We start from the raw sequence: 26,020 nt of genomic DNA, 5'->3' as shown, positions 1-26,020 counted from the left end.
ATCATTCTCCATAAATTAACGCATCAACATACCGCCGGTGACATCCAGAGTCGCTCCCGTCATATAGCTGGTTTTCGGTGAGACCATGAAGACGCCGATGTCGGCAATTTCGTGCGGTTGGGCCACCCGGCCCACCGGTATACGGCTGACGTAATAGTCAGGATTCTGCTCAATGTTTTTACGGATCATCGCGGTATCCATAATGCCGACGGCGATGTTGTTGACATTGATTTTCTGTTTCGCCACCTCGCGTGCCAACGAGATAGAAAATGCCACCAGGCCCGCTTTACTGGCCGCGTAATGTGCATGACCGGTGGTCGAACCGTGGAAGGCCGCCTGAGACGTGATATTCAGAATGCTGCCGGCCTGATCTTTCGCCAGGCAGTGGTTGACAAACAGCTGGCTCAGGTGGAACACCGCCTTCAGGTTGATGTTCATCACGCTGTCCCACTCCTGCTGGGTGATTTCAGTGACGTAGCCGCTTAGCCAGATCCCGGCGTTGTTGACCAGAATATCGGCGTTCCCCAGCCGCTCAATGCAGGTCGCGAACAGATTCTCCCGGCTTTGCTCATCGGAAAGATCGGTTTTCACCGCAATAATTTCGACGCTGGCGCTACTTTTTACCGTAGCAATCAGCTGTTCCGGGCGCTCCTCATCACGCATATAGGTGAAGCAGATGTTGACCCCTTCTCGGGCGAGTGAAAGGACAAACTCTTTGCCGAGGCCCGTAGCGCCTCCGGTAACGATAGCCGTGCGGTGGTGTAAATTCAGATCCATACTTTCCTCGCTTAATGCGTGATGTAGTTACTGCAGCTTTTCCACGGAGACTGCATTTCCGATAGTAGATTTTTGTAGAGCTGATACTTATCCTGATAGACCTTGTTATTGTCCGGGTTCGGCGTGACCGTTCGCGAAACGTGAACCATCTCATTTGAGGCGGCAAAGACGTCATCAAACCAGCCAACCATCACCGCGGCGGTCATCGCGGTGCCCAGGGTGCCGTGCTCTTTCACGTCGACAATCTCCAGAGTGGACTGGAAAATGTCGGCGAATATCTGCAGCCAGACCGCAGAGTTAGTGACGCCGCCCGCAATCCGAATGGTGCGACTGAGAGCAGGGTTGATGTTGCGTAACCGTTCGGTGTGATACAGATGGCTGAAAGCGACCCCTTCATAAATTGCGCGCAGAAAATGCGCTTTTTTATGGAAACTATTCAGGCCGATAAACCCCGCAGAGGCGTCCGGGATGGTGTTGGAACCGAAGACAAACGGGAAGAACAGCAGGTGGCTCTCGGCGGGCGTTGTCGTGGAGACCAGATCATTGCATAGATCGTAGACTGACGATCCCCGTACGGCGGCGGCGGTGCGATCGCCTTCCATAAAGTTATTGATAAACCACTCCAGATTACTGGCGGAAGTGGGGCTGGCCTCGGTAATTAACCATTTGCCCTCAATCGGATAAATCGAGGTCATAAAGAGATCCTGGTCGATAACCGGATGGTCGGTCACGTATTCATTGATGCTCCATGTTCCGGTAATAATCGCCAGCTTATCCAGGGTATTGATGCCGGAAGCGACGGATGACGCCGAGATATCAAACACCCCGCCCGAGACCGGCGTTCCGGCACACAAACCGGTGAGCTGCGCGACGTCGTCGGTAATGTAGCCGCAGCAATCGGTGGAGAGCCTGATGGGCGGAAGTTTATCGCGCAGATCGCCGAGTCCCCACCAGGCCAGCAGCGAGGCGTCATAGTCGCGGTCGCGAACGTTGATCAGGTTAGTCCCTGAGATATCGGTAAGTTCGAGAAAGGCTTCGCCAGTCAGATAAAAACGAATCAGATCTTTGACCATGAAAATGTAGCGCGCTTTACACAGCGTTTCCGGCTCGTTCTCTTTCAGCCAGGCGAGGAGGGCGATGGGCTGACCTGCCCAGATAGACTGCATAGTTTTGGGCAAAATATCGCTAACAAACGTCGGGTCGCGGTACCACTTTTCTACCCAGGCTTTAGCCCGGCTATCGGTGGAGATAATTCCGTTGCGCACCGGGGCACCGGTTTCATCCACCATATACAGCCCGTTGCCGTGACCGGTTACCGCTACGCCTTTGATTTGGCCGGCGTCGATACCCGACTGCGCGATGGCTTTTTTAATGACTTCGACGTTAGCCGCCCAGAGTTCGTTGATATCTCGCTCGGTGTGAAATTCCTTCGGGGTCAGCATCTGCGTTGACTTCGACGCGCTGGCCACCACGTTGCCGGCGCGATCGTAAATCGCCGCTTTTGTAACGGTGCCGCCGTTATCAATGCCCATGACATAGTGTTGTTTCATTCGCGTGGACTCCTTATGCGTTACCATAAACCGGGTTCGCTGGTGGTAATGCCTTTAAATCCGGCATGGAAAATTTTATCTACAAGGTATTTCCGCTTAACAAAGCCTCCGGCGATGAATATCACATCAAAGCCTTTTAAATTCCGGCTAATCAATTCCAGACACTGGCAGGCATATTCAGCAGGTAAGATTTCAATAGCATCTGGCGGGTTATGCTTAACAATATCGATGGAGTAATCCAGCGAACGTGAGTCGATGAGCAATACCCGAAAGATAGTTAACAATCCCTCTTTTTTGGCATAGCGTAGGGCCGAGAGATTGGACGAAATAACACCATCAACCTTGTAGTAATTTTTGAGCAAACTAATTCCCGCCTGGTCAGGTTTAAAACCACCCAAGAGCTCGAGGTGAATAAGCACTTTCTTGCCACTCTGATGACATTTACCGATCAACGATTGCAGGTTGCCGATATTCGCTTCGGATAGCAGTACGTATTCTGATGCGCAGGCCAGCGCCTGTTCAAAATGTTTATATTTTCTGATTGAAGGAATGATGGTGTTATTTAAGAGCATATTAATATCCGATGTTATTTAGCCATGTAGAGGCTGTAGGCATCTTCCGCTGTCGCATTTTCATGGATGATGGCATTCAGACCTGCTACTACTTTTGCCGGCTGTGGGTCCTGAGTGATATTGCGACCCACCGCTACGCCTTTTGCACCCACCTGCATGCAGTGCTGCACAAATTTAAAATAACCGTCGATGCCGGTTTTCGGGCCGCCCAGCGCCAGCACCGGCACGCCGGCCGCTTCGACGATAAGGCGGTCGTCCTCGGTGCCGGTGAAGCGGGTTTTGATCACGTCAGCACCCAGCTCAACGGCGATGCGGGCCGAGGCGGCGATAACGGACGGGTTGTTGGAGTCGTCGCTGGTCACGGGATAGCCGTACGGCAGGGATTCCACGATCAGCGGCACGTTCCAGCGATCGGCGGCCTGCGCCAGCTGCATCGCCATGATGTGCGTTTTCTCTTCATTAAATGCGCCGGGGAAGGTCATGCACACCACGCCTTCCGCAGCCACTTTCAGCGCATCCTCAATGGAAAAGACGGGTGTGGTATCGGGAACGGTATTATCAAAAATATTCACTGTGCTATCGACGCGTAATACAACGGGAACGCAATTGAAAACTTCGCGGAAATTTTTCAACATGCCATAAGTGACCAGCGCGCAGTCCAGGCCGCTTTCAACAAGGGCCGGAAGCTGATTTATCGTATTATCAATACCATTTGTTTTGCTTGAAAAATAGTAGCCATCCAGCGCCAGCGTGACGGATTTACCATCTTTTGCGAAAATACGAGAGAGACGACGTTCTTTAGACATTTTTTGACTCCTGAGATAGAAAAAAAACAAAAAGGCCCTCAGAGACTTTCGTCTCTGAGGGCCTTCGATTCACTTACCCTTTTGATAATCGTTCAGTAATCCAAACCATTATCAATTAATTTTTCAGCCTTATGGGTAGGGTTTAAATGGCATTTAATTTAAATCCGTTCCCTTGCTTGAATTAATTACTAGCATGCCAGAGTTCTTTCTGTCTAGCCGTTGTTGATAAACTGAGATGTTTATCACGAATTAAATTTGAGTTTTATCTTATCGATGCTGGCGAGTTTTGATATTAACGCCCATTTTGATTGTGCTTATACTGAGAGCAAAGACTCTACCGCCAGCTGCGCCAGCAGTAGCAGAAAGGCGAGCAGCGTCAGCCATTTCGCCGGATGCAGCTTGCGCTGCGGAATGGGAGTATTACGCAAACGTACAAACCATTGATTCATTTTCATGATTGACCTCCTGTCCCTGATGTCCATTAGCGAGAAGGGCAAAAATTGAGTGCCGATCTAATTGCCTGATACTAATGGATTAGTCGGCAATAACCTATGAATAAATGAAGCTGGTTTAGCTTTCATTCAATAATTGGGATAGAAATCATATCCATAAATACTAATGATAAGGGTCCGTTGATACGCGCGGTTACAGACCCTCATCCGGCTTTCCGTTGTTTACAGTCCTGGTCTCTGCCGCATCAGAGTTCATGGTCCCAGGGCGGGTTAGCTCCTGGCCTCGAAACCGTCACCGCGGCGGCGCGCATACCGAGATCGACCGCGCGGCGCACCTGATCACGTGACAGTGTCACTAGTTTCTCCTTCTCCAGGAGCCCGGCCTGCGAGAGGCTGGCGAGAATACCGGCATTCACCGTATCACCCGCGCCGACGGTATCGGCCACCGCTACGCGTATAGCGGGCACATGCAGATGAAAATCAGCGGTCCAGGCATCAGCGCCGTCAGCCCCGCGGGTGACCACGATAAGCTTCGGCCCCAGCGCCAGCCAACGGCGTATTACCTCGTGTTCTTCGCCGGGTTCGGCAAACCACGCGAGATCCTCATCGGAAAGCTTGACGATATCCGCCAGCGCGATCATCCGCATCATGCGCGCCAGGTGTTTCTGCCGGTCCGGGATGAAAATTTCACGAATATTAGGGTCGAGGAACATCACCCGACGCGGTGCTTCCCTTACCATCAGCGCTTCATAAATGCTGCCGCACGGTTCGGCGATCAGGCTGATGCAGCCGAACAGAACGGCGGAGACGTCATCCCCGAGCGTCGGCAGGTCGTTTTCGGTCAGCATTCGACCGGCGCTATTCTCATCGTAAAAGGTATAGCGGGCCTGACCGCCTACCAGCCTGACGAAGGCGAGAGTGGTAGGCAGCGGCGCGCGGGTTGAGGGCGAATAATCCACGCCGGAGGCGTCAAGCGTGTGGCGTAGCATGTCACCCATAAAATCGTCCGATAAACCGGAAAACAGACTGACCGCCACCCCCTGGCGCCCGAGGGCAATGGCGGTATTGAACGCCGCGCCGCCGGCGCAGGGCGTAAAGGCGGGAGCATTTTCACGGCTCCGGCAGGGCAGCATGTCGATGAGGGCTTCTCCGCAGCAGAGGATCATCAGTTATCTCCTTTACGAACCGTGACTACCGGCGGGGTTTCCAGCCGATCGGCTATCTGCATCCAGTTGTCGGCGAAGATCCCGCAGGCGGTCTTGATCTCGACGCCGACGGGGAGCTCCGGACACTCATTTTCGCCGTTGCTGCCCCAGTTAACCCATCCGGACTGACGGCGCTGGACTATCTGAAACGCGCCGGAGGGGCGGGAGGTCCACCAGATCATCGCCCGGCCGCTCGCCGAATCGTACTCGACGGTTTTACTGGCCGGCCCGGGGAAGATGGTTTCATCCGCGACAGCGGAAACGTTAACGGGCGAGTTGGTCAGCAGCCATTCCCGCTCGGTCAGATCGGCCCGAAGATGCGCGCGGGCGCGCACCTGACTCAGCCGCTGGCGAATCTCCGCTTCATCCAGCACGTGCTCCCAGCGGCAGAACATCCGCCAGTAGAGATCCCAGTGGGCAGAAGCCATATCGGCGAGCTGTTCGCGGAATTCGGCAAATTTCGGGCTTTGATTTTCCGACGTGGCGACGGTATTGGCCACCATGGCGACCAGCTCTTCGGCGTAGGGGTCGCCCGCACGATAGCGGGTGCCCCCGTACGCCGCGAAGCGATCGAACAGCAGTTTTCCCGGGCCGCTCTCAAATTCGTCGCCGACGGTGATCTTGTTGGTCACTGAACGGCCGTTGATGATCGTCGAAAAATCATCTACACAGTAGCGCCGCTGAAACCAGGGCGTGTTCCAGCTAAATTTCCAGTCGATGGCGAAGCGCTTACCGCGCAGCTCCGGTAATAATCCGTCGGGGATCGCGCCGCGCATGCGGTAGTGATGATAGACAGGACCCTGTTCAACGATCTCAATATCAACGACGGTATGCTCCGGCGGGTTAATCAGCCCGTTCTCCGGGGTAAAGAACGGACCGTAAAAACCGCCGATGGCATTATTCCCCGAAGGAAGCAGTTCGACGCCGTCCTGCAGAGCGCGGAAATGGCGCAGCCCCCATTTTGATGAACCGACGCCCTGAGCGGTTCCCCGACACATTTCCAGATCGAAACAGCCGGTATTGAGGCGCACAAAACAGTCGCTCTCCCGGCCGGGCAGCGTTTGGATACCGGATATTTCATCGACTTCAGCTGCCGTGAGCGGCCGCTCAAGCCGCATCTTAAAGGTACCGCTGAAGCTGACCGTCGCGATAAAAGCGGTACTGCTTGTCGACGATTCATGTTCGAGACGCTGGCAAAGGATCCGCTCGTCTTCACCGGTAATGGCCCACCACAGGGGTTCCGCTAGCCTCTCAGGGAGGGTAAACGTAATCGGTTCGCGATCCCGGGGGCCATTCATCGGATCCGTCAGGGTAATGTGGTATGTCATGGGGTTTACTCCATCAGATTTTAAGCAAACGAAAACCCGCCGCCGATGCGGCGGATAGACAAAGCGTCAGGGAAAGCTAGCGGGGACGGGCGATCTCTTTTTTCCGCCAGAAGGTAAACAGTTCCGGATGCTGCTTCAGTCCGTCAATCGCCACGGCGAGTATGATGACGATGCCTTTGATTAAGAGTTGGGTGAAAAAGGGCACGCTGAGCAGAATCAGACCGGTACTGAGTACGCCAAGTATTATCGAGCCAATCAGAGTGCCGATAATTCGCCCGCGCCCACCGGCGAGGCTGGTACCTCCCAGGACAACGGCCGCAATGGCGTCCAGCTCATATCCCGTTCCGGCAGTAGGCTGGGCGGAAATCACCCTGGCGGCGAAGATAATGCCCGCCAGGCCCGCGCAGACGCCAGCAATCATATACACCGCCGCCAGCACGCGCTTGACCCGTACGCCGGCCAGGCGGGCGGCCTGGGCGTTGCCGCCGACGGCGTAAATGTGACGGCCAAAGCGGGTGCGTTCGAGAATGAACCACGCCAGCAGGTAAACCACCAGCATGATAATGACCGGGATGGGAATCCCGATAAGATAGCCGTTGCCCAGCTCGCGGAAGCTAAGGCTACTCGACACAATAGGCTGCCCTTCAGTAATGGTGTAGGCCATACCGCGCAGGAAGGTCATTGTCCCGAGGGTGACGATAAACGGCGCGAGGGCGAGATAGGCGGTGAGCACGCCGTTAAGCAGACCGCAGAGCGCGCCAACGCCAACCCCGGCCAGAATCGCCAGCGGCGCGGGGATCCCGGCCATCGCCGCCACCACCGAGACCACGCCGGAAACGGCGACGATCGACCCGACGGATAAATCGATACCGCTGGTTAAAATGACGAAGGTCATGCCCGCCGCCAGAATGGCGTTGACGGAAATCGAGCGGGCGATATTCAGCAGATTATCGACGCGGTTAAAGTTTGGCGCGAAGGTCGACATGAGGATCAGCAAAACCAGCAGGACGATTAAGATCCCCACCCGGTCCCACCATTTGGCAAAATCAAACGACGCTTTGACCGGCAGTTCCGTCACAGGTTTATTGTTGTCCATGGCATTCTCCGGATTGACTGGTAAAGGTTCCTGTTGCGTGCAGCATTACTTCTTCTTCCGTGGCTGTACATGAGGGGATCTGGTGGACGATTCGCCCGCCGCGCATGACCAGCACGCGGTCGCTGATGCCGATGGCCTCTGGCAAATCGGAAGAGATCACCAGGATGGCTTTGCCGGCGCGAGCGAGTCTGTCTATCAGCTCGTAAATTTCCCTTTTGGCGCCAATGTCCACGCCGCGGGTTGGTTCATCGAGGATAAGCAACCTCGAGTCGCGCAGCAGCCAGCGCGCCAGCGCCGCTTTCTGCTGATTTCCGCCGGACAGGGCGCTGACGGGCAGTTCAACGGCGTTTTCCCGCAGCCGCAGCCTGCGCATCTGCTCCAGGACGGCAGCGCGGATGGTTTTACGTTTAACCACGCCGCCGGCGACAAAGTGATCCAGCGAGCTGATATCAATGTTGTGCTCAACCGAATGACCGAGAAACAGTCCCTGGGTTTTACGGTCTTCGGTCACCATTCCAATACCGTCGGCAATAGCGGCGGTGGGGTCTGACGGCTGGCTCTCCCTGCCGGCAAGGCGCACGCTTCCCTGGCTGCGCGGATCGGCGCCGAAGAGCAGGCGGGCAACTTCGGTTCGCCCGGAGCCCACCAGACCGGACATGCTCACTACTTCGCCCGCGCTGACCTCAAAGGAGACCGGGCCGGTCGCACTGCCTGCCAGATCCCTGACTTCCAGCAGGACGTCGCCGGGCGTACGCGGCTCGTGCTGATAGAGATCGACGATTTGCCGGCCGACCATCATGCGCACGATATCGGTGGTTGAGACGTTGCCGAGGTTTTCCGTGCCGATCCACGTTCCGTCCCTGAAGACCGTGACCCGGTTTGCCAGCTGCCATACCTCTTCCATGCGGTGCGAGATGTAGACCATGCCGACGCCGTCCTGGCGCATCTGCGCGATCAATCGATAGAGCTGGAGCGTCTCCGCCCGCGACAGGGCGGCGGTCGGCTCATCAAGCACCAGCACTTTGGCGTTTTCACTGACGGCGCGGGCGATCTCCACCATTTGCTGACGCCCGATGCTCAATGATCCGAGCGGCGCCTGCGGGTCGATATCCGCGTTAATCCGATTCAGCTTCTCTCTGGCCTCCCGGTGCATCCGTTTGCGATCGAGAATCCCGGCGAAAGAGGTTGGCTCCTGGCCGAGAAACAGGTTTTCCGCCACCGTCATATCCGGCACCGTGTTCAGCTCCTGGTGGATAATGGCGATACCATATTTGCGCGCGTCCCGGGGCGTGCGAATATCAATCTCTTGTCCATCGATAAAAATAACGCCGCTATCGCGCTGCTCGTTTCCGGAGAGGATTTTCATCAGCGTGGATTTACCCGCGCCGTTTTCCCCCATCAGGGCATGGACCTCTCCGGCAAATAAATCAAAGCGTACGTTGTTCAGCGCGAGCGTCGCGCCGTAGCGTTTTGAAATCCCTTCCAGCCTGAGTAAGGGAGGTGATGATATGTCGGCCATTGTCTTTGCCCTCAGGGATGAACCTGAGGGTCATCCCGTTTGTTGCTTCTTAGAGTGACGATGTGATTACCAACCCGGATAGCTACCTACGTTATCGCGGGTGACCAGTACGCTTGGGATTAAAACGGTACGGGAAGCTATCGGTTTGCCGTCGACCATATCCTGAGCCAGCGTGATGGCCTGGCGCACCATTTCTCCCGGGTTTTGCGTCGCGGTGCCGATGAACGGCGAGCCGCTGCGCTTGAGTTCTTCAACCGCTTCCGGGCTACCGTCGACGCCGGTAACTTTGATCGCGCCGGCTTTACCCGCCTGTTCAACGGCCAGTACCGCGCCGAGCGCGGAAGGATCGTTCATGCCGAAAATACCGGCGACGTCAGGATTGGCCGTGAGCATGTCGGTGGTCACCATCAGGCCGGAAGCGCGGTCGTTGCGCGATGCCTGCTGGCCGACAATTTTGATATCCGGGTATTTTTGTGCGACGTTTTTACAGCCTTTGATGCGGTCGATAATGGTCTGAATCGGCGTGCCATCCACCAGCAGCACTTTGCCTTTGCCGCCCATCTGGCTGAACAGGTATTCGCAGGAGGTTTCCCCGGCCTGGATGGCGTTGGTCATGATCGCCGCGTCTGCGCCTTTAGCGGGCGTATCGACCGCAATAACGATAATTCCGGCGGCTTTTGCGCGCTGAATGGCCGGCTCGATCCCGGACTCATCGACGGCGGAAATAATGATGAGATCCACTTTCTGCTGAATAAACGCGTCAATCTGCGTGTTCTGGTTTGCCAGATCCACCTGCGCATCCTGGACGTTAAGGGTGGCGCCGATTTTCGCCGCGGCCTGCTTAGCGTTCCTTTCCATCGCGGAGAAGAAGGGGTTGGACATGTCCTGCACCATTAAGCCGATGCGGGAGATTTTTTTGCCATCCTGCGGCGCGGCGCTGGCTGCGGGAATAAACCCTGTCATGGTGGTGATTACCGCGGTAACCGCGACAGCCAGCCATGCTTTGCGAAGTTTGGTCATATTCTGCTCCTTTCATTTTCTTGTGGTATGACGTACGGCCAGGTGTGGGGATGCCTCAGAAATAATCCCCTGATGTTGTTTTTTTAATTGCGACTGATGACTTCAGCCGTTATTTACATCGCTAAAATGATGAGAGAGTGGCGGCAAAATTGTTTCGCACCGGGTAGCCCGCTTTTTGGCCGGGAGGGACAGAACCGCAAGAGCAACGTCTGTCGGCCCGTACAATGCCGTTGGGGCTACCGGTTGTCAGCCATCTCAATCATCTCTTTTTTAATGGTTATTCATTTTCTACAGCCGCAGGACTGGCGAATAACCAGCTCGGCGGGAACTTTACGCTGGGTATTAATTTCTCCTTTTGCTTCCGGATTAATTAACTGGATAAGCATTTCAGCCGACTGTCTGCCAATCTCTTCGCTGTTTTCATTGAGCACCGTGAGCGGAGGATTCAATAGCGGCGCCCAGTCGAATTCGTCATAGGCAATAAGGGCCATATCGCCGGGAATGGCTATCTGGCGCTGCTGAAGCTGTTTAAGTGAACCCAGCAGAATAGGGTTGTTACCGGCAATTAGCGCGTCCGGCAGCGATGTCTGCCGGTCCAGGTACCGGCTCAGGGTGTCCGCAGCCGACTGCGCATCGTTCTCCGTTTCGACAACCTCAAGCGTGGCGCCGCACTGCTCAGCGGCCTCGCGGATCCCGCGCTCACGTTCAAAACGCGTGGTCCAGCGGTCCGGGTAGATCAGCAACAGCCAGTTTTTATTGCCGTGCTGCGCCAGATGGTTCCCCACCAGCAGGCTGGCATGGTAATTGTCGGTTGTGACGCTGGGAAAGTTGTGCTCGCCGCGAGGAGGAGAGTCAACGAAGACCACCGGAATATCCCATTTCGCCAGCAGGCTCAGGCTCTCCGGCTGGAGCGTCACCGTCGAAATGATCCCGGCCATCCGCGATTCGATCAGGCGGTTAATCATGCGATCTTCCTGCGCCCGGTCGTAGATCCCGTTTACCGCGATATCGCCAAGCACCACGGTCCACTGCGAAGGCTGCAGCATCTGCTGAATCCCGGACATCAGGTTGAGGTAGTAAGAGTTCGACGCATGGGCGGTAATCACCGCTACCGAATCTCTGCTCGAACGGCGTAGCGCCTGTGCCGCACGGTTAGGGACATAGCCGAGCTCGCGCGCCACTTTTAAAATCAGCTCCCGGCTATCATCAGCGACACCATCGCCACCGTTTAGCGCGCGTGAGACGGTGAACATTGAAAACCCCGTCGCCTCACTCACATCCCGCATCGTCGCTTTTCGCATTTTTCGCTCTCTGCAATTATGAAAATTACCCGTGATATAAACGGTTATTTCCTTAACCTAAACGTTTATGAGACAAAACATAAACGTTTAGGTTTGTTTGATCAGTGAGCCGCTTCTCGTTTTGTGAACAGAAGATAAACAATGCTGTTTATGAATGAATTCCAAGTGTTTATTGATTTAATGCATACTTTTACCCTGAGCCGCTTTGTTACGCTTAGGCCCATCCATTGGCGGTAAGACAGGGTAGTCGTGTTGGAAATCTTTCTTTAACCCACTGAAAAGTATTAATTAAATATTTTTCACATCGCAAAAATCACGGTCCGTTATCGGCGGATCCGCTTTTGTATGGGTTAAAAAAGGTTCACCATGAAAGTCACATGGAACGTCAGCCCTGTGGGCTACCAGCTGATTAGCAAGCGCTGTCCCGCCTGTCATGGGCAGCAGGATTTCACCCCATCCGGCGCCTTCCGGGTCAATTCACAAAAAAAAATGCTCGATGTCTGGAGTATCTATCAGTGCGTCCGCTGCGCGTATACCTGGAACATCAGCCTGTTCTCTCGTTTACCGGTCAGCAAAATCAATCCGCAGCTCTACGAGCGATTTAGCGCTAACGATAAATCTGCCGTTGAGGCCTATTCTCACGATCTGCTGGTGCTGCGGCGTAATCGCGCGTCACCATCGGGATCGCCTGAATTCGTGGTCAAGGAGCGCTGGCGAATCAACCTTGTTCGCGCTTCTCAGGTGAGAGTGGAGGTCATCGTTGCGCGGGCCTTTCAGACCAGCCTGCTGTCGGTGCTACGAAGTCAGCTGCGCCTTAGCGGTAGCGCGGTCCGTAAACGCCTTGCGTCGGGAGATATCAGCGGCATCACGCTGAAGGCGTTGCGATCGCCCAGACTGAGGCCGGAAGGATATACGCTGTACATCACGAGGGAGGTTCTTCTCGCTCACAGGCGTATTCCGTTGTCTGCAGACCCGGAGCGCAGAAGACGATAGCCAATGCCCCCGGGTAGTGTTTCTATCCGGGGAGCAGGCTCGCAAAAATCACTGCGAATTACCATAAGGGGAAAATTAACCTTGCCTTCATTACTGTGCATTTATACAGTTTATAGCGGCGGCACGGCGAGAGTAACGATCGCGACAGCGAAGAGCTGGCCGGATGCTGCGACGGCTGATTCTGTTGACCAGGGTGAGAATGAGATTTATGGATACGCGTAAAGAAGTGCTGTTTGTGCTCATCGAGGAGTATGCCGACTGGGAGTTTGCCCTGCTGGCGCCAGGGCTGCGCCGGGGATTTGGCATATGGGAGCCGCAGTATGATGTCAGGACCGTTGCCGCGGATGCGGGGCCGGTGATGTCTATTGGCGGGGTCCGTTGCCTGCCGGATTATACCTTCGAGACGATACCCGATGATTACGCCGCGCTGGTGCTGGTGGGCGGTATGAACTGGTGGGGGGAGGAGGCCCGGCGGGTGGTGCCGCTGGTAGAGCAAGCGCTGGCCCGGCAGATCGTGGTTGGCGCGATATGCGACGCTTCGGCATTCCTCGGCGCGCACGGCTTTCTCAATGATGTCGACCACACCTCGAACGGGCTGGCCTACCTGCAGAACAGAGCAGGCTCCGCCTACAGCGGCGCTGCGCGCTACCGAAACGTGCCTTCGGTTCGCGATGGCAACCTGGTGACCGCCAATGGGGTTGGTTTTGTGGATTTTACCTGCAATATGCTGGCGGCATTAAACGCGACGCAGGCGGGCGAGATCGAAGCGATGCGGGCGGCGTTTACGTCGGGCATGTTTACTGAAGGCTGAGTCAGAGACGACCGCAGCTGTACGGCAACGGGCTGAAAATGCTTTTCTCGTGGGCGCGCCGTGAATGACTGATGAGCGCCGAAGGCGAAACAGGCGGAACCTGGCGGCTCGGGCCCGGCGCGATATTCAGCAACGCGCAGGGTTTCGCCATGCGCTCATGCGCTAACCCTGCCTTTACTTGCCGGTCTGCGGGCTTAGCCTGCGTTTGCGTAATACACAAACGCCAGCTTATTGCCGTCCGGATCTCTGACATAGGCGCTGTGGAAACCTTCACCGTACTGCGGGCGGTGGCCAGGGGCGCCTTCATCTGTTCCCCCGAGATTCAGCGCCAGCTGATGCAACTGCTGAATATGCTCAACCGAACGAGCGTTCAGGGCCACCATCACGCCGTTACCCGTCGTCGCTCGCTGTTGGTTGAACGGTTTGCCAACGCACAGCCCGATGGTGCGGTTTCCGCTGAATGTCCCCCACGATGCGCCTTCATCGCTCCGACCGCTCTGCGGATGCCCCAGCATCTCCATCAACGGATCGTAAAAACGAATCGCGCGTGGCAGATCGTTAGTGCCGAGCATGATGTAAGAAAACATGGCTCCTCCTCATTGTTGGTTTGAAGGTCGATGCCAATCTAGCAGCAAGGAGAAGATCATGCAGGCCTGGGGGCTAAAAATCATACCCTCATCGCGATTATTCCGCGATTTTGCCTTGCGCGTGGGGCGGCGACTCAGCTCAGGTCGTGCAGATCTTTCTCGTTTGGCGGCAGCAGCGCTATATCGTGGAAATTAACCCGTAGTCCGCTACGCTGCGGCGTGCAGCACATGACGCCGATCTTTACCGTTCCGCGGGGAAAGGGACACAGCCGCAGCAGCGGCCACTGACGGCCATCAGTAGAGTACTGCAGGCGCAGCGCTTCCCCCCGACGGGTCAGGCGCAGCCAGAACTCTCCGGGGTCGCCTGGAAAAACACCGGTCGCCCAGTCTGATTTTCCCTGTGTCAGTACGCTGCCGATAGCGGGCGCGCCGTCGTTGTACTCTATACCGGCCTTGAGCCAGCTTTGTGCGTCCTGCATAAGTATGAGCCCCGCCTGGTCATACAGGGTGCTGAAATCGGCGCGGACCCGCACCTGAAAGGTGAAATCCGCTACGGCCTCCGTTGCGTAGATATGGCCGGAGAAGCGTTCAAATCCGTACCAGGTTTCGCGCCAGAAGTCGGTTTGCGCATCGGTGACTACGCTGAGTACGCCTTCGTCTTGCGACCATGTCGCGGGTTCGTTAATCCAGTGAAATACCTGATGCATCAGGCCTCCTGTCTTTGCTAAATAAGCGTTAAAAACCGCAGCGTGTCCTCGTCAGCCTGCTGCGCAAGGCGCGCATCCCACGCTGAACTGTCGGCATCGCAAAAGCCGTGCTGCGCATTGAACATCCGGCTGGTCACGGAGGGATTTTTCTCCAGCTCGTTTTGCATAACGCAGGGATCGAATGCCGGTTCATCGCGGGCGATGATGACAAACGTCGGGCAGGGGGGCGCAACGTCGCTGTAAAGGCGGATCCGCGATCCATAATGGCATACCGCGGCGTCGCAGAGTCCGCTCCTCGCGGCCAGCCAGGCTAAGGTGGCGCCCACGCTGTAGCCGATAAGGATTAGCGTGCCGTATTTCGCTCTAAGCTCGGCCAGCAGTGACACAATGGCGGCGGTATCAAATCCGACGTTATCAGAAAAGTGGCGCCAGGCCTGCTCCTGCTGCTCATAGGCGAACGGCGCAGAGTGAGAAAAAAGCGCTGGCGTGTACGTATCGAAGCCGCGGCTGCGCCAGGTCGCGGCGGTTCGCTGAATATGCGCATTGATGCCGTAGATTTCATGCAGCAGGACGATGGCTTTATCGCAATCAGGTAACATAAATGCGCCTCTGGCGGATAAATTGGGTTTATCTCCGGTCGGATGGACAGTTTATCAGGGCTGAAGCCTGTAGTATAAACCTACCTGCCCGGCAGGTTACTCGTGCATCCTGGTCTGTGATTTTCCTTCGCGGACGATCGCCGCGATGCGGCATCACATTAAGGTACCGTTTTTTTAGCTTATCTTTTACCACGTTAGCGAGGCCGTATGAATTTGAACCGTGCCGATATGGCCGACCTTATCTATTTTTGCGCCATCGCACGCCATCAGAATTTTAGTAAAGCTGCCGTTGAACTTGGGGTGAGCGCATCGACGCTGAGCCACGCTATCAAGGGATTTGAGGCGCGACTGGGCGTGCGTCTGCTGAACCGCACGACCAAAAGCGTTTCTCTGACGGCGGCCGGCGAAAGCCTGGTCAACGCGGTAAGCGAGCCGCTCGCTTCAATCGATGTCGCGATTGAACAGCTCAACCCCTTCCGCGATTCGCCGGCGGGTCATATTCGTCTCAACGTCGCCGTTGAGGCGGCCACGCTGCTGCTGGCCCCGATCCTGCCTGTTTTTGCTGAACGTTACCCCGATATTGAGCTGGATATCGTGGCCAGCAACCGCATTGTTGACGTGACGGAAGCGCGGTTTGACGCAGGGATCCGCTATGGCGGAACCGTGCCGGAAGATATGGTGGCGCAGCGTCTGTCCGCCGATGTACGCTGGGTGGTCGCGGCATCCCCGGAATATCTTGCCCGCTTTGGCGAGCCCCTGCATCCCAACGATCTTCACCAGCACCGCTGCGTCAGCAATCGTCTGGGAAATAACCGGATTTATAAATGGGAGTTTGAGCGTGGCGAAGAGCAGCTCACCGTCAAAGTGCCGCCGCTGTTAACGGTCGATCTGGCGGAGACGGGCGTGGTGGCCATTCTGCAGGGGTTCGGCCTGATGTACTTGCCAGAACCGCTGATAGCAGAGCACGTCAGCGCAGGGCGCCTGCGTCTGGTGCTGACTGACTGGGCCTCATACGGACCGGGATTCTATATCTATTACTCCAGCCGTCATCAGGTGCCCACCGGGCTGCGCCTGTTAATCTCCCTTGTGCGGGAAATGAAACCGCTGGGTCTGTAGCCCGATTGATGAAAATAACTCACAGCCCCATTCGATAGCGAGGGCTGGCTCCTTCTTATTCCGCGCCTTACCCTGTGGCAAAAGAGAAGGAGAGTTTGATGAACTATTCTTACCGCTGTATTCCCGGTCTGTTCTGGCTTTTGGCCGTCACCGCGTTTCTGTTTAGCTTTACCCCTGCCAGCCGTGCCGCAGAGGCTCACACGCTGGTTATTGTCTCTCATCCTTATCCTGGCCAATCGGTCATGACCAACGGTCTGGAGGACGCTGCGCGAAGCGTGCCCGGCGTGACCGTACGCAATCTCGAAGCGCTTTACGGCTTTGACAGCCGAAACATCAATGCCGATGAAGAGCGACGGCTTATGCGGGAACACGCGCGCGTCGTTTTTATTTTCCCGGCCCACTGGTTCAACATCACGCCGATGATGAAGGCCTGGCTGAACGATACCTGGGGCAGCGTAGGGCCGGGAATATGGCAGGGCAAAGAGATGATGATCGTCACGACGGCCGCGGGAGGCGAATCCACCTACGGCGAGTCCGGGCGGATCGGCGTTAGCCTGGCCGACGTCTTTACGCCGATGAAGGCCAGCGCGTTGCACGCGGGCATGACCTGGCTTCCCCCGCTGGCTTTTGAGAATGCCAGCCGCAGCCGGCTTCCTGAGTACCAGCGCCAGCTGGTGGAAAGGCTGACGAATTAATATGCCGATGAGGAATTTATCGTGAAAGCTTTTATTGCCGCTGCCGCCATGTCGTTGATGCTGGGCGCTCCCGTCCTGGCTGAAGAAAAAAGAGGTAAAAAAATGGCGCCATTTAGCCCAACCCTGTTGTCCGTTGAAGATGTTCAATCCGTCGCGCCGGCGCTTGCCCGTTTCGGTAACGAGGTGTTGACAGAGGATCTTTGGGCGCGAAACGAACTCTCGCGCCGCGATCGCAGCATCGTGACCGTCGCGATCCTTATCGCCCGTCACCAGCCTGCGGAGCTAAAACATTACGTTGATCTTGCCCTGAATAACGGGGTCGCAGCGGCTGAAATCTCTGAGATCGTCACTCATCTGGCTTTTTATTCCGGCTGGCCCAGCGCGATGTCCGCCGTTGCGGTGATGAAAGATATTTTTCTTGCGCGCGGTATTGGACGCGAGCAGTTGGCTGCTGCCTCCCCGGAGCTACTCCCTCTTAATCAGGCGGTGGAAAACCAGCGTTCAACAACCGTAGAACAGAACTTCGGCGCGATTTCCCCTGGACTGGTGAAGTTTACGACGCAACCGCTGTTTCTTGACCTGTGGCAGCGACCGGGGCTGAAGCCGCGCGACCGCAGCCTGGTGACGGTCAGCGCGCTGATTGCCGCCGGGCAAAGCGCGCAAATTGGCTACCACCTTAACCGGGCGATGGATAACGGCCTCACCGCGGAAGAGGCGGGAGAGGTCGTTGCGCATGCCGCTTTCTACGCCGGCTGGCCAAACGCCTTTTCAGCAGTAGCGGTGGTCAGTGAAGTCCTGCGCGCTCGCGGCCTGGTAGGGTGAGCGGATGCTGAAAACGCTCGGTGCGGTGCTATCCATTTTGATCATGATGACGGGCGCGGCATCCGCCGCCGGCAGGGAGAACGCGGTGAAGATTGAGTTTGTATTTAAAGGCGTCACGGTCGTCGGCTTGCTGGATGAGAGCGCTGCGGCTAATGCGTTCCTGGCGCAGTTGCCGATGACGGTGAAGCTTGAGGATTATGGTTCAACGGAAAAGATCGCCTGGCTGCCGACGAAACTGCGCCGTGCGGATTCTGGCGCTTCAATGACCCCACGGCGCGGCGACATCGCCTATTACGCGCCGTGGGGCAATCTGGCCATTTTTCGCGAGGATTTTCACCACTCGCCGGGGCTGGTAAAGCTTGGCCGGGTGGTCGAGGGGCTTAAATCGCTTGACCAGCCGGGCGCTGCGATGGTGACTATCAGCCGGTCTGCTGAGTAGGCGCAGCGCGTAAATTAAACCGATCGTTATTTCACTTCAGTATGATGAATGAAGCTGTCCAGGATATGGACAGCTTCATTGCGTCGCGATATGCAGCTATTGCTGTCCGCTGAGGATTATCTGTCAACCGGCCTCCCGTATCGGCGAAAATCATCTACACTTTTCCAGCCAGGTCATTTTCAAACCTAACGAGACACTATCGTCACCGGACAGAACATCCAGCCTTTACCCCCGACCAACTGCAGGCGTCAGGCCCGCAGCCTTGTTTTCTCTATAGAGGAGTTTGTAACATGGCATTTGTGACAACCAAAGACGGCGTCAATATCTTCTTTAAAGACTGGGGCCCGAAGGAGGCGCAGCCAATCGTATTTCATCATGGCTGGCCCTTAAGCGCCGATGATTGGGATAACCAGATGCTGTTTTTCCTGGGAGAAGGCTTCCGGGTGATTGCGATTGACCGACGCGGTCACGGTCGTTCCGATCAGGTCAGTGAAGGTCATGATATGGACCATTATGCCGCCGATGCGTCAGCGGTGGCGGAGCATCTGGATCTGCATAATGCCGTGCATATCGGGCATTCCACCGGCGGCGGGCAGGTCGCGCGCTACGTTGCGCAGTATGGTCAGCCGCAGGGACGAGTGGCTAAAGCAGTGCTTATCAGCGCGGTTCCGCCGCTGATGGTAAAAACGGAGAGCAATCCTGGCGGTACGCCAATCGAGGTATTTGATGGTTTTCGCAAAGCGCTGGCCGCCAACCGCTCGCAGTTTTATCTCGACGTGGCGTCCGGTCCGTTCTATGGCTTTAACCGCGATGGCGCGGAGGTGTCCCAGGGCACCATTCAGAACTGGTGGCGGCAGGGCATGACCGGCAGCGCGAAGGCGCATTATGATGGAATTAAGGCGTTTTCTGAAACCGACCAGACCGAGGATTTAAAAGCCATTACGCTGCCGGTACTGGTGCTGCAGGGCGATGACGATCAGGTTGTGCCTTATCAAAACGCCGCCATACTGCAGGATAAGCTGCTGCCGAACAGCCAGCTAAAAATTTACCCCGGCTTTCCGCACGGTATGCATACCTCGCACGCCGATGTCATTAACGCCGATCTGCTGGCGTTTATCCGCGCGTAGCTGCGGGATAAAAAAGGCCGCCACCCGGCGGCCTTGCACACATATCAGACCTGATTCAGGCTTTCATGCTGGAGGATTTTCAGCATTTCATCCTTCAACAGAAGTTTTTCTTTCTTCATATGTACAAGCTCGAGACTGTATCCTTTACCGTCGACGCCTTCTATGCGGGAAATGTCGTGATCGAGTGCATTATGTTTTTCGAATAGCGACTGAAAGCGCGGGTGCGTGGTTTTCAATCGAGAAATTAGCTCTCTGTATTCTGGAAACATGTACCTTCCTTGTTGATGGTGATAAGTGTGTACGCTGACACACACATTCAGATTACCCATATGAAAAAAATGGTAATGCGAACGAAGTCGCGTTTATGTTACGTAACCATGAAATCTTAGGGGCCGGATGCGGCCTGGAGGCATAGATGACAGTTGAAGAACCTACCATTGCGCTGATAGGCCCGGGCGCAATTGGTACCACCATCGCCGCTGCGCTGCACGAGGTAGGCCGTACGCCTCTGGTATGCGGCCGCCGTGCGCACCCGCAGCTGTCGCTGCGTTTCGATGGCGGGAAGATTGTGGTGCCGGGCCCCGTCGTGACGGAACCGGCATCGGTCGCCGCGCCGGTAGACCTGGTCTTTGTGGCGGTAAAAGCAACGCAAATTGCGGCGATTGCGCCGTGGCTGAAAGCGCTCTGCCACGATCGCACGGTTGTATGCGTGCTCCAGAACGGCGTTGAACAAAAGACGCAGTTCGCGCCTTACGTCGCGGAAGCGACCGTGCTGCCATCGGTCGTCTGGTTCCCGGCACAGCGTGAACCGGAAGCGTCAGTCTGGCTGCGGGCGAAACCGCGGCTGACGCTGCCCGATGTTCAGGGGGCTGAACGGGTGAAGCATGCGCTACGGGACACCCGCTGTGAAGTGGACGTCAGCGCTGATTTCCTCTCCGTTGCGTGGCGCAAACTGCTGCAGAATGCGGTCGCTGGTCTGATGGTGCTGACGGGGAGGCGGGCAGGGATGTTTGCCCGCGATGATATCACGGCGCTGGCTTTAGCCTATCTGCAGGAAGGACTGACGGTGGCGCGCGCCGCAGGCGCCAGCCTGGACGATGGCGTAGTGCAGGAAATTCTCGCCGGTTTCCATCGCGCGCCTCCGGACTTAAGTACCTCAATCCTCACCGACCGCGAGGCCGGGCTGCCGCTAGAGTGGGATATTCGCAACGGAGTCGTGCAGCGGTATGGTCGTATTTACCATATTCCCACGCCGCTCAGCGATGTGATTGTGCCGCTGCTGGCCGCCGCCAGCGACGGGCCGGGCTAAAGGCGCGGAACACAGGCGTGATAACGATTCCCGGGATCAGATTGATTCCGCCAGCCGGTCGACAACCACTTTGCCGCTATTATCAAACTGGGTGATGCGGTAATTCACGCAATAGGAACGACGGGTGGTAAATTGATTGAATAACGCCACCCGGCCTTTTTTATCACCATTTTTATTTACAATAATCCACTCGGTGACATCGGTTGAATTCGCTTTACCGCTACTAGCGTCCTGCTGTTCCACCAGACGATCCTCTTTTTCTACCTTCAAAAAATCTCGTAACATTTATTTATCTCCGCTCATCATTGTTTTTAACAATACTCTTTTTGTCGATTCATTCAATTAAACATTTTAATCAAAGCCATGGATTATTAGTCAGGAATGCATTGGCTTTGTGAGTGTGTATCCCATTGAATTTAAGTAACATAAATTTAATTACCTCAACCGGAATACGTATGTTTTTCCATGAGTAACGGTTTTTTTAGCCCGAATCTATTTATGTGACAACGTCACATAAATGTTAATGTCGACCTACCTCACAGATAAGAATTTAATATGATTGATGCGAACTTGATCACTTGACTGGTCAAGTGGGGTGGACCTATGTTGAAAGCACCTTCTTATCCGTTCCTGGGAGCAAGTAACATGGGCATCATTCGAACGTTAAACGGGGATATTTCCGCTCATCAGCTGGGCGTCACCTACAGCCACGACCATATCTACTGTATTCCGCCCTATTGGGCCGAGCGTCAGGATGACGATCTGTTACTCGACGATCCGCAGGCATCAGAGCGTGAATTAAGCGACTTTCGTGAGGCGGGAGGCAGCGCCATCTATGACGCCACCGCGCCGGACTATGGTCGTCAGGCTGCAGCCGTCGCCGCCATGGCGCAGCGCCAGCAGCTGCATATCATCGCCACCGCCGGTTTCAACAAAGGTTTTCTCTGGAGCAGCAAGCGGCCGGGCTCAGCGCAGACTTTTGCCGAATGGATTGAACATTCAGAGGTTGATGAACTGGTTGAACACGTCTGTCGCGAGGTCACTGAGGGGATAGAGGGCACCGAACATCGGGCCGGCGTGGTGAAATGCGGCACCGGCTATAACGCCATTTCCCCGCTGGAAGAAAAAACCATGGAGGTTATCGTTCGCGCCCAGCAGCGCACCGGCGCGCCGATGCACAGCCATACGGAAATGGGGACGATGGGACTCGAGCAGGCGCGGATCTTCAAAAAATGGGGGCTGGATTTATCCCGCTTATGTTTTGCCCATATGGATCGCAACCCTGATCCATGGCTGCACCGTCAGATCGCCAACACCGGGGCGTTTCTCTCTTTCGACGGTATCAGCCGCATCAAATATCACCCTGAGCATATCCGCACCCAGGCCATCCTGGCCCTGTGCCAGCGGGGTTATCAAAAACAGATCTTAATCGGCGGTGATTTTGCCCGTAAATCAATGAGCGCCCACTACGGCAAGGGGGGACTAGGGCTGAAGTTTATCCTTAGCGACTGGCGACCAAGATTCCTTGAAGAGGCGCGGGAAGCTGGATTTGACGGCGAAGCGCTGCTGCACGATTTCTTCGTCGACAACCCGGCTCGTTACCTCGCTTTTGCCTGAGGAGGCGTGATGAAGCTGCATCATTTAAACGAACGCGAGGCCCGGCGGGCGCTACAAAAGGCGCGGATAGCCTTATTGCCGCTCGGCGCCGTCGAACCGCACGGCGACCACCTGCCGCTGGACACCGATAACCTGCTCGCCGAGCGATTCTGCGCGCTGATTGATGAACAGTTGGGCGAGTGCGCCCTGAGCCTGCCGGTTGTTTCCTACAGCCAGGTCTGGTCTCTGCGCGGTCACGCGGGCGCGATTGATATCGGTAATGGACGGCTGACCTCGCTGCTGGTGTCGCTGGCGGAAAACATGGCCAGCTACGGTATCACCACCACGGCGGTGATTAACGCGCATTACGGTAATTTCGACGCCATTAAAGCCGCTTCCCGCCAGCTTAAGGAGCAGGGCATCACGCTGCTTGGCTACAGCTGGGCGGGGATGGATGAGGAGGTAAAAAAGCGGCAAACCTCGGCGGTGGCTTATCCCGGCTATATGCATGCCGACGAAATCGAGACTTCATTGATGCTGGCGCTGGCGCCGGAATTCGTCAACATGACAGAAGCTCGCCAACACTATCCTGATTTTCCGCAGAATTTTCGCTATCAGCCGATACCCTGGACCGCGTTCTCTGATTATGCGGTGCTGGGCGATCCGACTGCCGCCAGTGAAGATAAAGGGCGCGCGTTTGTCCAGCGTGCGCTGGAAACCACGCTGGTTTCCATCCGCCAGCATTTAGCGCAAGGAGCCTCTTATGATTGATCGTCAGGCAATAAACGTCGACTGTGCGGCCAACTGCCCGGAAGAGGCCATCCGCGAGGCGGGGGAGGCGCTGTGTCGCGCGGGAGCCTGCAGCCCGCAGTACGTCCAGGCAATGGTCGATAGCTACCGCGAGCTGGGCCCCTATTTTGTCATTGCCCCCGGACTGGCGTTGCCGCATGCCCGCCCGGAGCAGGGGGCGAGGAAAGCGCAGATCAGCGCGATCAGGCTGCACGAACCGCTGGCGTTTGGTCATGCGGAAAACGATCCGGTACAGGTGGTGCTGGGGTTGTCGGCAACCAGCAGCGATGCGCATATCCACCTTATCCAGCATATCGTGACCGTACTCAGCGATGAAAATAACCTGCATACCCTGATGCATTCTCGCGACCCAGAACAACTTTATCAGTTGCTAGCCAGCGGCTCGCAGCGTTTGTAGCGTGATTAACACGGAGTGAATAGCGATGAAAATTCTGACAGTCTGTGGTTTAGGTATGGGCTCCAGCCTGATTTTAAAAATGAACGTTGAGGCGGTGTTAAAACAGCACGGGATTCAGGCCTCCGTGGAACATATGGATGTCTCTTCCGCCGCGTCGGCCAACGCCGATGTAGTGATAACCAACGCGGAACTGATAGATAACCTTAAGCATCTGTCCTGTCCGGTGGTGGTGGTGAACAACTATATCGATAACGCCGAAATTACTGCGGCGCTGACCCAGGCGAACATTCTGCCCGCGGGAGAGCCGTCATGAGCGAGTTTCTTGGCGTGCTACGCTGGATCACCATCAATATATTTGGTGAAGCGTCGATCTTAATTGGCCTGATTGTGCTGCTGGGCCTGGTGCTGCAAAAGAAATCGCTGGCGGACATTGTGTCCGGCACCCTGAAGGGCATTCTGGGCTTTCTGATCATCGGCGCGGGGGCCGGGATTATCGTCTCCGCGCTGCTGATATTTCAACCGATCTGGACCGAAGTCTTCGGGCTAAGCTCGATGAACCTGACCAATATTATTGGCCAGGCGCGCTTCAGCGAACGCTACGGCAGCAGCGTGACCATCGCCATTGCCGGCGGATTCGCCATTAATTTGCTGCTGGCCCGGCTGACGCGCTTTAAATACATCTACCTGACAGGACATATGATGTTCTGGACGACGATGATCTTTGCCGGGGTGATGGTGAACACCGAGCCCGCTATTTCAGCGGTGCAGCTGACGCTGATGCTAACGGTGATTATGGGGCTCTACTGGACCCTACAGCCCGCGCTGGTTCAGCCCTGGGTGCGGAAAATCACCGGTAACGACAACGTGGCGCTGGGGCATACTTCCGCCTCGGTCGCGCTGCTGGGGGCGATTTTCGGCCAGATATTTGCCCGCAACAAAATCAGCTCCGAGGATATTAAAGTTCCTAAAAAACTTGGTTTTCTGCGCGATTCCAACGTGGTGACCGCGTTAACCATGGCGCTGTTGTTCTTTATTGGCACCTTTATTCTGCAGATAAAAGGCACGCCGAAAGCGGCGGAGATCCTGGCGCAATCGGGCGACCTGAGTTTCTACATTTATGCCCTCAAACAATCGCTGATGTTTACCGGCGGCATCGCCGTGGTGCTGCTTGGCGTACGGATGTTTATTGGCGAAATGGTGCCGGCGTTTAACGGCATCGGCTCGCGGCTGGTCCCCGGCGCAAAACCGGCGCTGGATTGCCCGATACTGTTTAACTTTGCGCCAAACGCGGTGGTGCTGGGGTTTGTCGGCGCTTTTGTCGGCTCGCTGCTGTGGCTGACCCTGATCGGCCGCTATACCGGCTACGTCTTTATTCCCAGCATGATCGTGATTTTCTTTCACGCCGGGACGGCGGGGGTCTTCGGCAATATTACCGGAGGCTATAAAGGCGCGCTGCTGGCGGGGTTTATCACCTCCACCGTGGTCGCCTGGGGGCAGTATTTCTGCGTCACCGGCTTTATCGACCATACGATCCCGGATACCGCGCTATGGGCAGGCGACAGCGATATGTTTGTCCTCGCGCCGGTCATTCATCTTTTAACCCGCCTGCTGGCGTTCTGATATCGGGAGGAAGTCTATGAGTCAGGCACTGAAACAGTACTACAGTCAGATCCGCCAGAAGCTGGCTTTTCTTGAGCAGCGCCCCGATGAACTCACCCGGGCGGCGGAAATCATGTCCCACAGCATTATGGGGCAGCGCAACATCTTCGTCTTTGGCGCCAGCCACGCCGGGATTCTGGCGGAGGAGATGAGCTATCGCGCGGGCGGTCTGGCCATCATCAATCCGCTTTTTACCCCTGCGCTAATGCTTAACGTCAGGCCGTTAACCCTCACCAGCGCGGTGGAAAATGTGGAAAACCTCGGCCGGGTACTGGTGGAGCAGTCGCCGCTAAGGGCTGAAGATACGCTGCTGATCCACTCGGTTTCCGGGCGGAATGCCATTACCATTGACGTCGCGCTGGCGGCGAAAGCCTGCGGCGCAAAGGTTATCGCGATTACCAGTCTGGCGACGGCGGCGCGCGTGACCTCTCGCCACTCCAGCGGCAAACTGCTGGTGGATGTGGCCGATATCACCATTGATAACCACTGCGAGTATGGTGATGCGGCGGTGAGCCTGCCGGGGATGGCGCAAAAAGCCGCACCGCTCTCTACCATCATGGGCGCTGCCATCGCCAACAGCCTGGTATTACGGATATGCGAAATCATGCTGGAAAATGAGCATATACCGCCCATTCTCGCCAGCGCAAACATAGACGGTAATCAGGCGATAAATCAGGATATACTTAGCGCTTACAGGAGCCAGATACACTACCTCTGAGTTGGAGCA

Annotated in this window: 30 protein-coding genes; 14 read left to right on the top strand and 16 right to left on the bottom strand. The window is 56.0% G+C overall.

The window, feature by feature from the left end; translation table 11 throughout:
• Window positions 1-15: 15 nt before the first annotated feature.
• The 11 genes from IYV58_RS14130 to IYV58_RS14080 all read right to left on the bottom strand — a co-directional run bounded on the left by IYV58_RS14130 (window position 16) and on the right by IYV58_RS14080 (window position 11,626).
• Window positions 16-777, bottom strand: coding sequence for an SDR family NAD(P)-dependent oxidoreductase (locus IYV58_RS14130; RefSeq protein WP_004120092.1), 762 nt, complete (start codon window positions 775-777; stop codon window positions 16-18).
• Window positions 778-788: 11 nt separating this feature from the next.
• Window positions 789-2,327: an FGGY-family carbohydrate kinase gene (locus IYV58_RS14125; protein ID WP_195729089.1), complete on the bottom strand. Its 1,539-nt coding sequence runs from the start codon at window positions 2,325-2,327 to the stop codon at window positions 789-791.
• Between the two features lie 20 nt (window positions 2,328-2,347).
• Window positions 2,348-2,899 (bottom strand): glycerol-3-phosphate responsive antiterminator, encoded by a 552-nt coding sequence (locus IYV58_RS14120; RefSeq protein ID WP_004120104.1) that lies wholly within the window; start codon window positions 2,897-2,899, stop codon window positions 2,348-2,350.
• Between the two features lie 14 nt (window positions 2,900-2,913).
• Window positions 2,914-3,705, bottom strand: coding sequence for a class I fructose-bisphosphate aldolase (locus tag IYV58_RS14115; RefSeq protein WP_004120106.1), 792 nt, complete (start codon window positions 3,703-3,705; stop codon window positions 2,914-2,916).
• A gap of 314 nt (window positions 3,706-4,019) precedes the next feature.
• Window positions 4,020-4,160: a hypothetical protein gene (locus IYV58_RS14110; protein WP_004120108.1), complete on the bottom strand. Its 141-nt coding sequence runs from the start codon at window positions 4,158-4,160 to the stop codon at window positions 4,020-4,022.
• A 242-nt stretch (window positions 4,161-4,402) separates the two neighbouring features.
• Window positions 4,403-5,323: a carbohydrate kinase family protein gene (locus IYV58_RS14105; protein WP_195729088.1), complete on the bottom strand. Its 921-nt coding sequence runs from the start codon at window positions 5,321-5,323 to the stop codon at window positions 4,403-4,405.
• Window positions 5,323-6,690, bottom strand: a complete 1,368-nt coding sequence (locus IYV58_RS14100) for a hypothetical protein (protein WP_049115224.1) — start codon at window positions 6,688-6,690, stop codon at window positions 5,323-5,325. The genes IYV58_RS14105 and IYV58_RS14100 overlap by 1 nt, the downstream gene beginning before the upstream one ends.
• A 76-nt stretch (window positions 6,691-6,766) precedes the next feature.
• Window positions 6,767-7,786: an ABC transporter permease subunit gene (locus tag IYV58_RS14095; protein ID WP_112164970.1), complete on the bottom strand. Its 1,020-nt coding sequence runs from the start codon at window positions 7,784-7,786 to the stop codon at window positions 6,767-6,769.
• Entirely contained in the window at window positions 7,773-9,305 is a 1,533-nt protein-coding gene (locus IYV58_RS14090) for a sugar ABC transporter ATP-binding protein (RefSeq protein WP_004120117.1), read from the bottom strand. Before IYV58_RS14090 ends, IYV58_RS14095 begins: the two co-directional genes overlap by 14 nt.
• A 66-nt stretch (window positions 9,306-9,371) precedes the next feature.
• The gene (locus IYV58_RS14085; RefSeq protein ID WP_004120119.1) at window positions 9,372-10,325 is read right to left on the bottom strand and encodes an ABC transporter substrate-binding protein; all 954 of its coding nucleotides are present in this window, start codon (window positions 10,323-10,325) and stop codon (window positions 9,372-9,374) included.
• A gap of 281 nt (window positions 10,326-10,606) precedes the next feature.
• Window positions 10,607-11,626, bottom strand: coding sequence for a LacI family DNA-binding transcriptional regulator (locus IYV58_RS14080; protein ID WP_195729087.1), 1,020 nt, complete (start codon window positions 11,624-11,626; stop codon window positions 10,607-10,609).
• 366 nt (window positions 11,627-11,992) lie between these two features.
• Between IYV58_RS14080 and IYV58_RS14075 the strand changes: the two genes are divergently transcribed.
• Complete coding sequence (locus IYV58_RS14075) at window positions 11,993-12,619, top strand: DUF1062 domain-containing protein (protein ID WP_142468291.1); 627 nt, start codon at window positions 11,993-11,995, stop codon at window positions 12,617-12,619.
• Between the two features lie 208 nt (window positions 12,620-12,827).
• Complete coding sequence (locus tag IYV58_RS14070; protein WP_049115228.1) at window positions 12,828-13,430, top strand: DJ-1/PfpI family protein; 603 nt, start codon at window positions 12,828-12,830, stop codon at window positions 13,428-13,430.
• 194 nt (window positions 13,431-13,624) lie between these two features.
• Here the strand turns inward: IYV58_RS14070 and IYV58_RS14065 are convergent, their stop codons facing one another.
• The 3 genes from IYV58_RS14065 to IYV58_RS14055 all read right to left on the bottom strand — a co-directional run bounded on the left by IYV58_RS14065 (window position 13,625) and on the right by IYV58_RS14055 (window position 15,323).
• Window positions 13,625-14,017 (bottom strand): VOC family protein, encoded by a 393-nt coding sequence (locus tag IYV58_RS14065; RefSeq protein ID WP_004120137.1) that lies wholly within the window; start codon window positions 14,015-14,017, stop codon window positions 13,625-13,627.
• A 134-nt stretch (window positions 14,018-14,151) separates the two neighbouring features.
• Window positions 14,152-14,724, bottom strand: a complete 573-nt coding sequence (locus IYV58_RS14060) for a DUF1349 domain-containing protein (protein WP_172879895.1) — start codon at window positions 14,722-14,724, stop codon at window positions 14,152-14,154.
• Window positions 14,725-14,741: 17 nt separating this feature from the next.
• A complete protein-coding gene (locus IYV58_RS14055) occupies window positions 14,742-15,323 on the bottom strand; it encodes a dienelactone hydrolase family protein (protein WP_142446559.1) in 582 nt (193 codons plus the stop codon).
• Window positions 15,324-15,530: 207 nt separating this feature from the next.
• Here IYV58_RS14055 and IYV58_RS14050 point away from each other — a divergent pair, with 207 nt between their 5' ends.
• The 5 genes from IYV58_RS14050 (at window position 15,531) to IYV58_RS14030 (ending at window position 19,522) form a co-directional block, all read left to right on the top strand.
• Window positions 15,531-16,439: a LysR family transcriptional regulator gene (locus IYV58_RS14050; protein ID WP_004120145.1), complete on the top strand. Its 909-nt coding sequence runs from the start codon at window positions 15,531-15,533 to the stop codon at window positions 16,437-16,439.
• 98 nt (window positions 16,440-16,537) lie between these two features.
• Window positions 16,538-17,134 carry an NAD(P)H-dependent oxidoreductase gene (locus IYV58_RS14045; RefSeq protein ID WP_142446558.1) on the top strand — a complete coding sequence of 199 codons (597 nt, stop codon included), beginning with the start codon at window positions 16,538-16,540 and terminating at the stop codon, window positions 17,132-17,134.
• 21 nt (window positions 17,135-17,155) lie between these two features.
• On the top strand, window positions 17,156-17,956 hold the full coding sequence (locus IYV58_RS14040) for a carboxymuconolactone decarboxylase family protein (RefSeq protein WP_142446557.1): 801 nt from the start codon (window positions 17,156-17,158) through the stop codon (window positions 17,954-17,956).
• A 4-nt stretch (window positions 17,957-17,960) separates the two neighbouring features.
• Window positions 17,961-18,395 (top strand): cyclophilin-like fold protein, encoded by a 435-nt coding sequence (locus IYV58_RS14035; RefSeq protein ID WP_004120155.1) that lies wholly within the window; start codon window positions 17,961-17,963, stop codon window positions 18,393-18,395.
• A gap of 290 nt (window positions 18,396-18,685) precedes the next feature.
• Window positions 18,686-19,522 (top strand): alpha/beta fold hydrolase, encoded by an 837-nt coding sequence (locus IYV58_RS14030; protein WP_195729086.1) that lies wholly within the window; start codon window positions 18,686-18,688, stop codon window positions 19,520-19,522.
• A gap of 44 nt (window positions 19,523-19,566) precedes the next feature.
• Here the strand turns inward: IYV58_RS14030 and IYV58_RS14025 are convergent, their stop codons facing one another.
• Window positions 19,567-19,791: a YdcH family protein gene (locus IYV58_RS14025; RefSeq protein ID WP_004120160.1), complete on the bottom strand. Its 225-nt coding sequence runs from the start codon at window positions 19,789-19,791 to the stop codon at window positions 19,567-19,569.
• Window positions 19,792-19,937: 146 nt separating this feature from the next.
• Between IYV58_RS14025 and IYV58_RS14020 the strand changes: the two genes are divergently transcribed.
• Complete coding sequence (locus tag IYV58_RS14020) at window positions 19,938-20,831, top strand: oxidoreductase (protein WP_004120163.1); 894 nt, start codon at window positions 19,938-19,940, stop codon at window positions 20,829-20,831.
• A gap of 36 nt (window positions 20,832-20,867) precedes the next feature.
• Here the strand turns inward: IYV58_RS14020 and IYV58_RS14015 are convergent, their stop codons facing one another.
• Entirely contained in the window at window positions 20,868-21,116 is a 249-nt protein-coding gene (locus IYV58_RS14015; protein WP_004120166.1) for a hypothetical protein, read from the bottom strand.
• A 360-nt stretch (window positions 21,117-21,476) separates the two neighbouring features.
• Here IYV58_RS14015 and IYV58_RS14010 point away from each other — a divergent pair, with 360 nt between their 5' ends.
• From IYV58_RS14010 to IYV58_RS13985, 6 genes are read left to right on the top strand one after another with little or no spacing between them, the layout of a single operon-like run.
• Window positions 21,477-22,448: a phosphotriesterase family protein gene (locus IYV58_RS14010; protein ID WP_004120170.1), complete on the top strand. Its 972-nt coding sequence runs from the start codon at window positions 21,477-21,479 to the stop codon at window positions 22,446-22,448.
• Window positions 22,449-22,457: 9 nt separating this feature from the next.
• Window positions 22,458-23,198, top strand: a complete 741-nt coding sequence (locus IYV58_RS14005) for a creatininase family protein (protein WP_004120173.1) — start codon at window positions 22,458-22,460, stop codon at window positions 23,196-23,198.
• On the top strand, window positions 23,191-23,634 hold the full coding sequence (locus tag IYV58_RS14000) for a PTS sugar transporter subunit IIA (protein ID WP_049115240.1): 444 nt from the start codon (window positions 23,191-23,193) through the stop codon (window positions 23,632-23,634). Before IYV58_RS14005 ends, IYV58_RS14000 begins: the two co-directional genes overlap by 8 nt.
• Window positions 23,635-23,659: 25 nt before the next feature.
• Window positions 23,660-23,947 carry a PTS sugar transporter subunit IIB gene (locus tag IYV58_RS13995; RefSeq protein ID WP_004120180.1) on the top strand — a complete coding sequence of 96 codons (288 nt, stop codon included), beginning with the start codon at window positions 23,660-23,662 and terminating at the stop codon, window positions 23,945-23,947.
• Window positions 23,944-25,254, top strand: coding sequence for a PTS ascorbate transporter subunit IIC (locus IYV58_RS13990; RefSeq protein ID WP_004120183.1), 1,311 nt, complete (start codon window positions 23,944-23,946; stop codon window positions 25,252-25,254). Before IYV58_RS13995 ends, IYV58_RS13990 begins: the two co-directional genes overlap by 4 nt.
• A gap of 16 nt (window positions 25,255-25,270) precedes the next feature.
• Window positions 25,271-26,011 (top strand): sugar isomerase domain-containing protein, encoded by a 741-nt coding sequence (locus tag IYV58_RS13985; RefSeq protein ID WP_049115241.1) that lies wholly within the window; start codon window positions 25,271-25,273, stop codon window positions 26,009-26,011.
• Window positions 26,012-26,020: the final 9 nt, after the last annotated feature.

The sequence above is a fragment of the Klebsiella sp. BDA134-6 genome, assembly GCF_015601345.1.
Lineage (GTDB): Bacteria > Pseudomonadota > Gammaproteobacteria > Enterobacterales > Enterobacteriaceae > Klebsiella > Klebsiella grimontii.
The sequence above is the reverse complement of the archived record's forward strand: the minus strand, read 5'-3'. Positions and strand labels throughout refer to the sequence as shown.

Excerpts from the sequence above, each read along its gene's own strand:
- IYV58_RS13995 (WP_004120180.1), top strand. The coding sequence starts at position 23,660 with ATGAAAATTCTGACAGTCTGTGGTTTAGGTATGGGCTCCAGCCTGATT.
- IYV58_RS14075 (WP_142468291.1), top strand. The coding sequence starts at position 11,993 with ATGAAAGTCACATGGAACGTCAGCCCTGTGGGCTACCAGCTGATTAGC.
- IYV58_RS14090 (WP_004120117.1), bottom strand. The coding sequence starts at position 9,305 with ATGGCCGACATATCATCACCTCCCTTACTCAGGCTGGAAGGGATTTCA.
- IYV58_RS14035 (WP_004120155.1), top strand. The coding sequence starts at position 17,961 with ATGCTGAAAACGCTCGGTGCGGTGCTATCCATTTTGATCATGATGACG.
- IYV58_RS14015 (WP_004120166.1), bottom strand. The coding sequence starts at position 21,116 with ATGTTACGAGATTTTTTGAAGGTAGAAAAAGAGGATCGTCTGGTGGAA.
- IYV58_RS14045 (WP_142446558.1), top strand. The coding sequence starts at position 16,538 with ATGAACTATTCTTACCGCTGTATTCCCGGTCTGTTCTGGCTTTTGGCC.
- IYV58_RS14115 (WP_004120106.1), bottom strand. The coding sequence starts at position 3,705 with ATGTCTAAAGAACGTCGTCTCTCTCGTATTTTCGCAAAAGATGGTAAA.
- IYV58_RS14130 (WP_004120092.1), bottom strand. The coding sequence starts at position 777 with ATGGATCTGAATTTACACCACCGCACGGCTATCGTTACCGGAGGCGCT.
- IYV58_RS14050 (WP_004120145.1), top strand. The coding sequence starts at position 15,531 with ATGAATTTGAACCGTGCCGATATGGCCGACCTTATCTATTTTTGCGCC.
- IYV58_RS14105 (WP_195729088.1), bottom strand. The coding sequence starts at position 5,323 with ATGATCCTCTGCTGCGGAGAAGCCCTCATCGACATGCTGCCCTGCCGG.
- IYV58_RS14010 (WP_004120170.1), top strand. The coding sequence starts at position 21,477 with ATGGGCATCATTCGAACGTTAAACGGGGATATTTCCGCTCATCAGCTG.
- IYV58_RS14000 (WP_049115240.1), top strand. The coding sequence starts at position 23,191 with ATGATTGATCGTCAGGCAATAAACGTCGACTGTGCGGCCAACTGCCCG.
- IYV58_RS14110 (WP_004120108.1), bottom strand. The coding sequence starts at position 4,160 with ATGAAAATGAATCAATGGTTTGTACGTTTGCGTAATACTCCCATTCCG.
- IYV58_RS13985 (WP_049115241.1), top strand. The coding sequence starts at position 25,271 with ATGAGTCAGGCACTGAAACAGTACTACAGTCAGATCCGCCAGAAGCTG.
- IYV58_RS13990 (WP_004120183.1), top strand. The coding sequence starts at position 23,944 with ATGAGCGAGTTTCTTGGCGTGCTACGCTGGATCACCATCAATATATTT.
- IYV58_RS14025 (WP_004120160.1), bottom strand. The coding sequence starts at position 19,791 with ATGTTTCCAGAATACAGAGAGCTAATTTCTCGATTGAAAACCACGCAC.
- IYV58_RS14080 (WP_195729087.1), bottom strand. The coding sequence starts at position 11,626 with ATGCGAAAAGCGACGATGCGGGATGTGAGTGAGGCGACGGGGTTTTCA.
- IYV58_RS14100 (WP_049115224.1), bottom strand. The coding sequence starts at position 6,690 with ATGACATACCACATTACCCTGACGGATCCGATGAATGGCCCCCGGGAT.
- IYV58_RS14065 (WP_004120137.1), bottom strand. The coding sequence starts at position 14,017 with ATGTTTTCTTACATCATGCTCGGCACTAACGATCTGCCACGCGCGATT.
- IYV58_RS14030 (WP_195729086.1), top strand. The coding sequence starts at position 18,686 with ATGGCATTTGTGACAACCAAAGACGGCGTCAATATCTTCTTTAAAGAC.
- IYV58_RS14020 (WP_004120163.1), top strand. The coding sequence starts at position 19,938 with ATGACAGTTGAAGAACCTACCATTGCGCTGATAGGCCCGGGCGCAATT.
- IYV58_RS14005 (WP_004120173.1), top strand. The coding sequence starts at position 22,458 with ATGAAGCTGCATCATTTAAACGAACGCGAGGCCCGGCGGGCGCTACAA.
- IYV58_RS14125 (WP_195729089.1), bottom strand. The coding sequence starts at position 2,327 with ATGAAACAACACTATGTCATGGGCATTGATAACGGCGGCACCGTTACA.
- IYV58_RS14070 (WP_049115228.1), top strand. The coding sequence starts at position 12,828 with ATGGATACGCGTAAAGAAGTGCTGTTTGTGCTCATCGAGGAGTATGCC.
- IYV58_RS14085 (WP_004120119.1), bottom strand. The coding sequence starts at position 10,325 with ATGACCAAACTTCGCAAAGCATGGCTGGCTGTCGCGGTTACCGCGGTA.
- IYV58_RS14120 (WP_004120104.1), bottom strand. The coding sequence starts at position 2,899 with ATGCTCTTAAATAACACCATCATTCCTTCAATCAGAAAATATAAACAT.
- IYV58_RS14060 (WP_172879895.1), bottom strand. The coding sequence starts at position 14,724 with ATGCATCAGGTATTTCACTGGATTAACGAACCCGCGACATGGTCGCAA.
- IYV58_RS14095 (WP_112164970.1), bottom strand. The coding sequence starts at position 7,786 with ATGGACAACAATAAACCTGTGACGGAACTGCCGGTCAAAGCGTCGTTT.
- IYV58_RS14055 (WP_142446559.1), bottom strand. The coding sequence starts at position 15,323 with ATGTTACCTGATTGCGATAAAGCCATCGTCCTGCTGCATGAAATCTAC.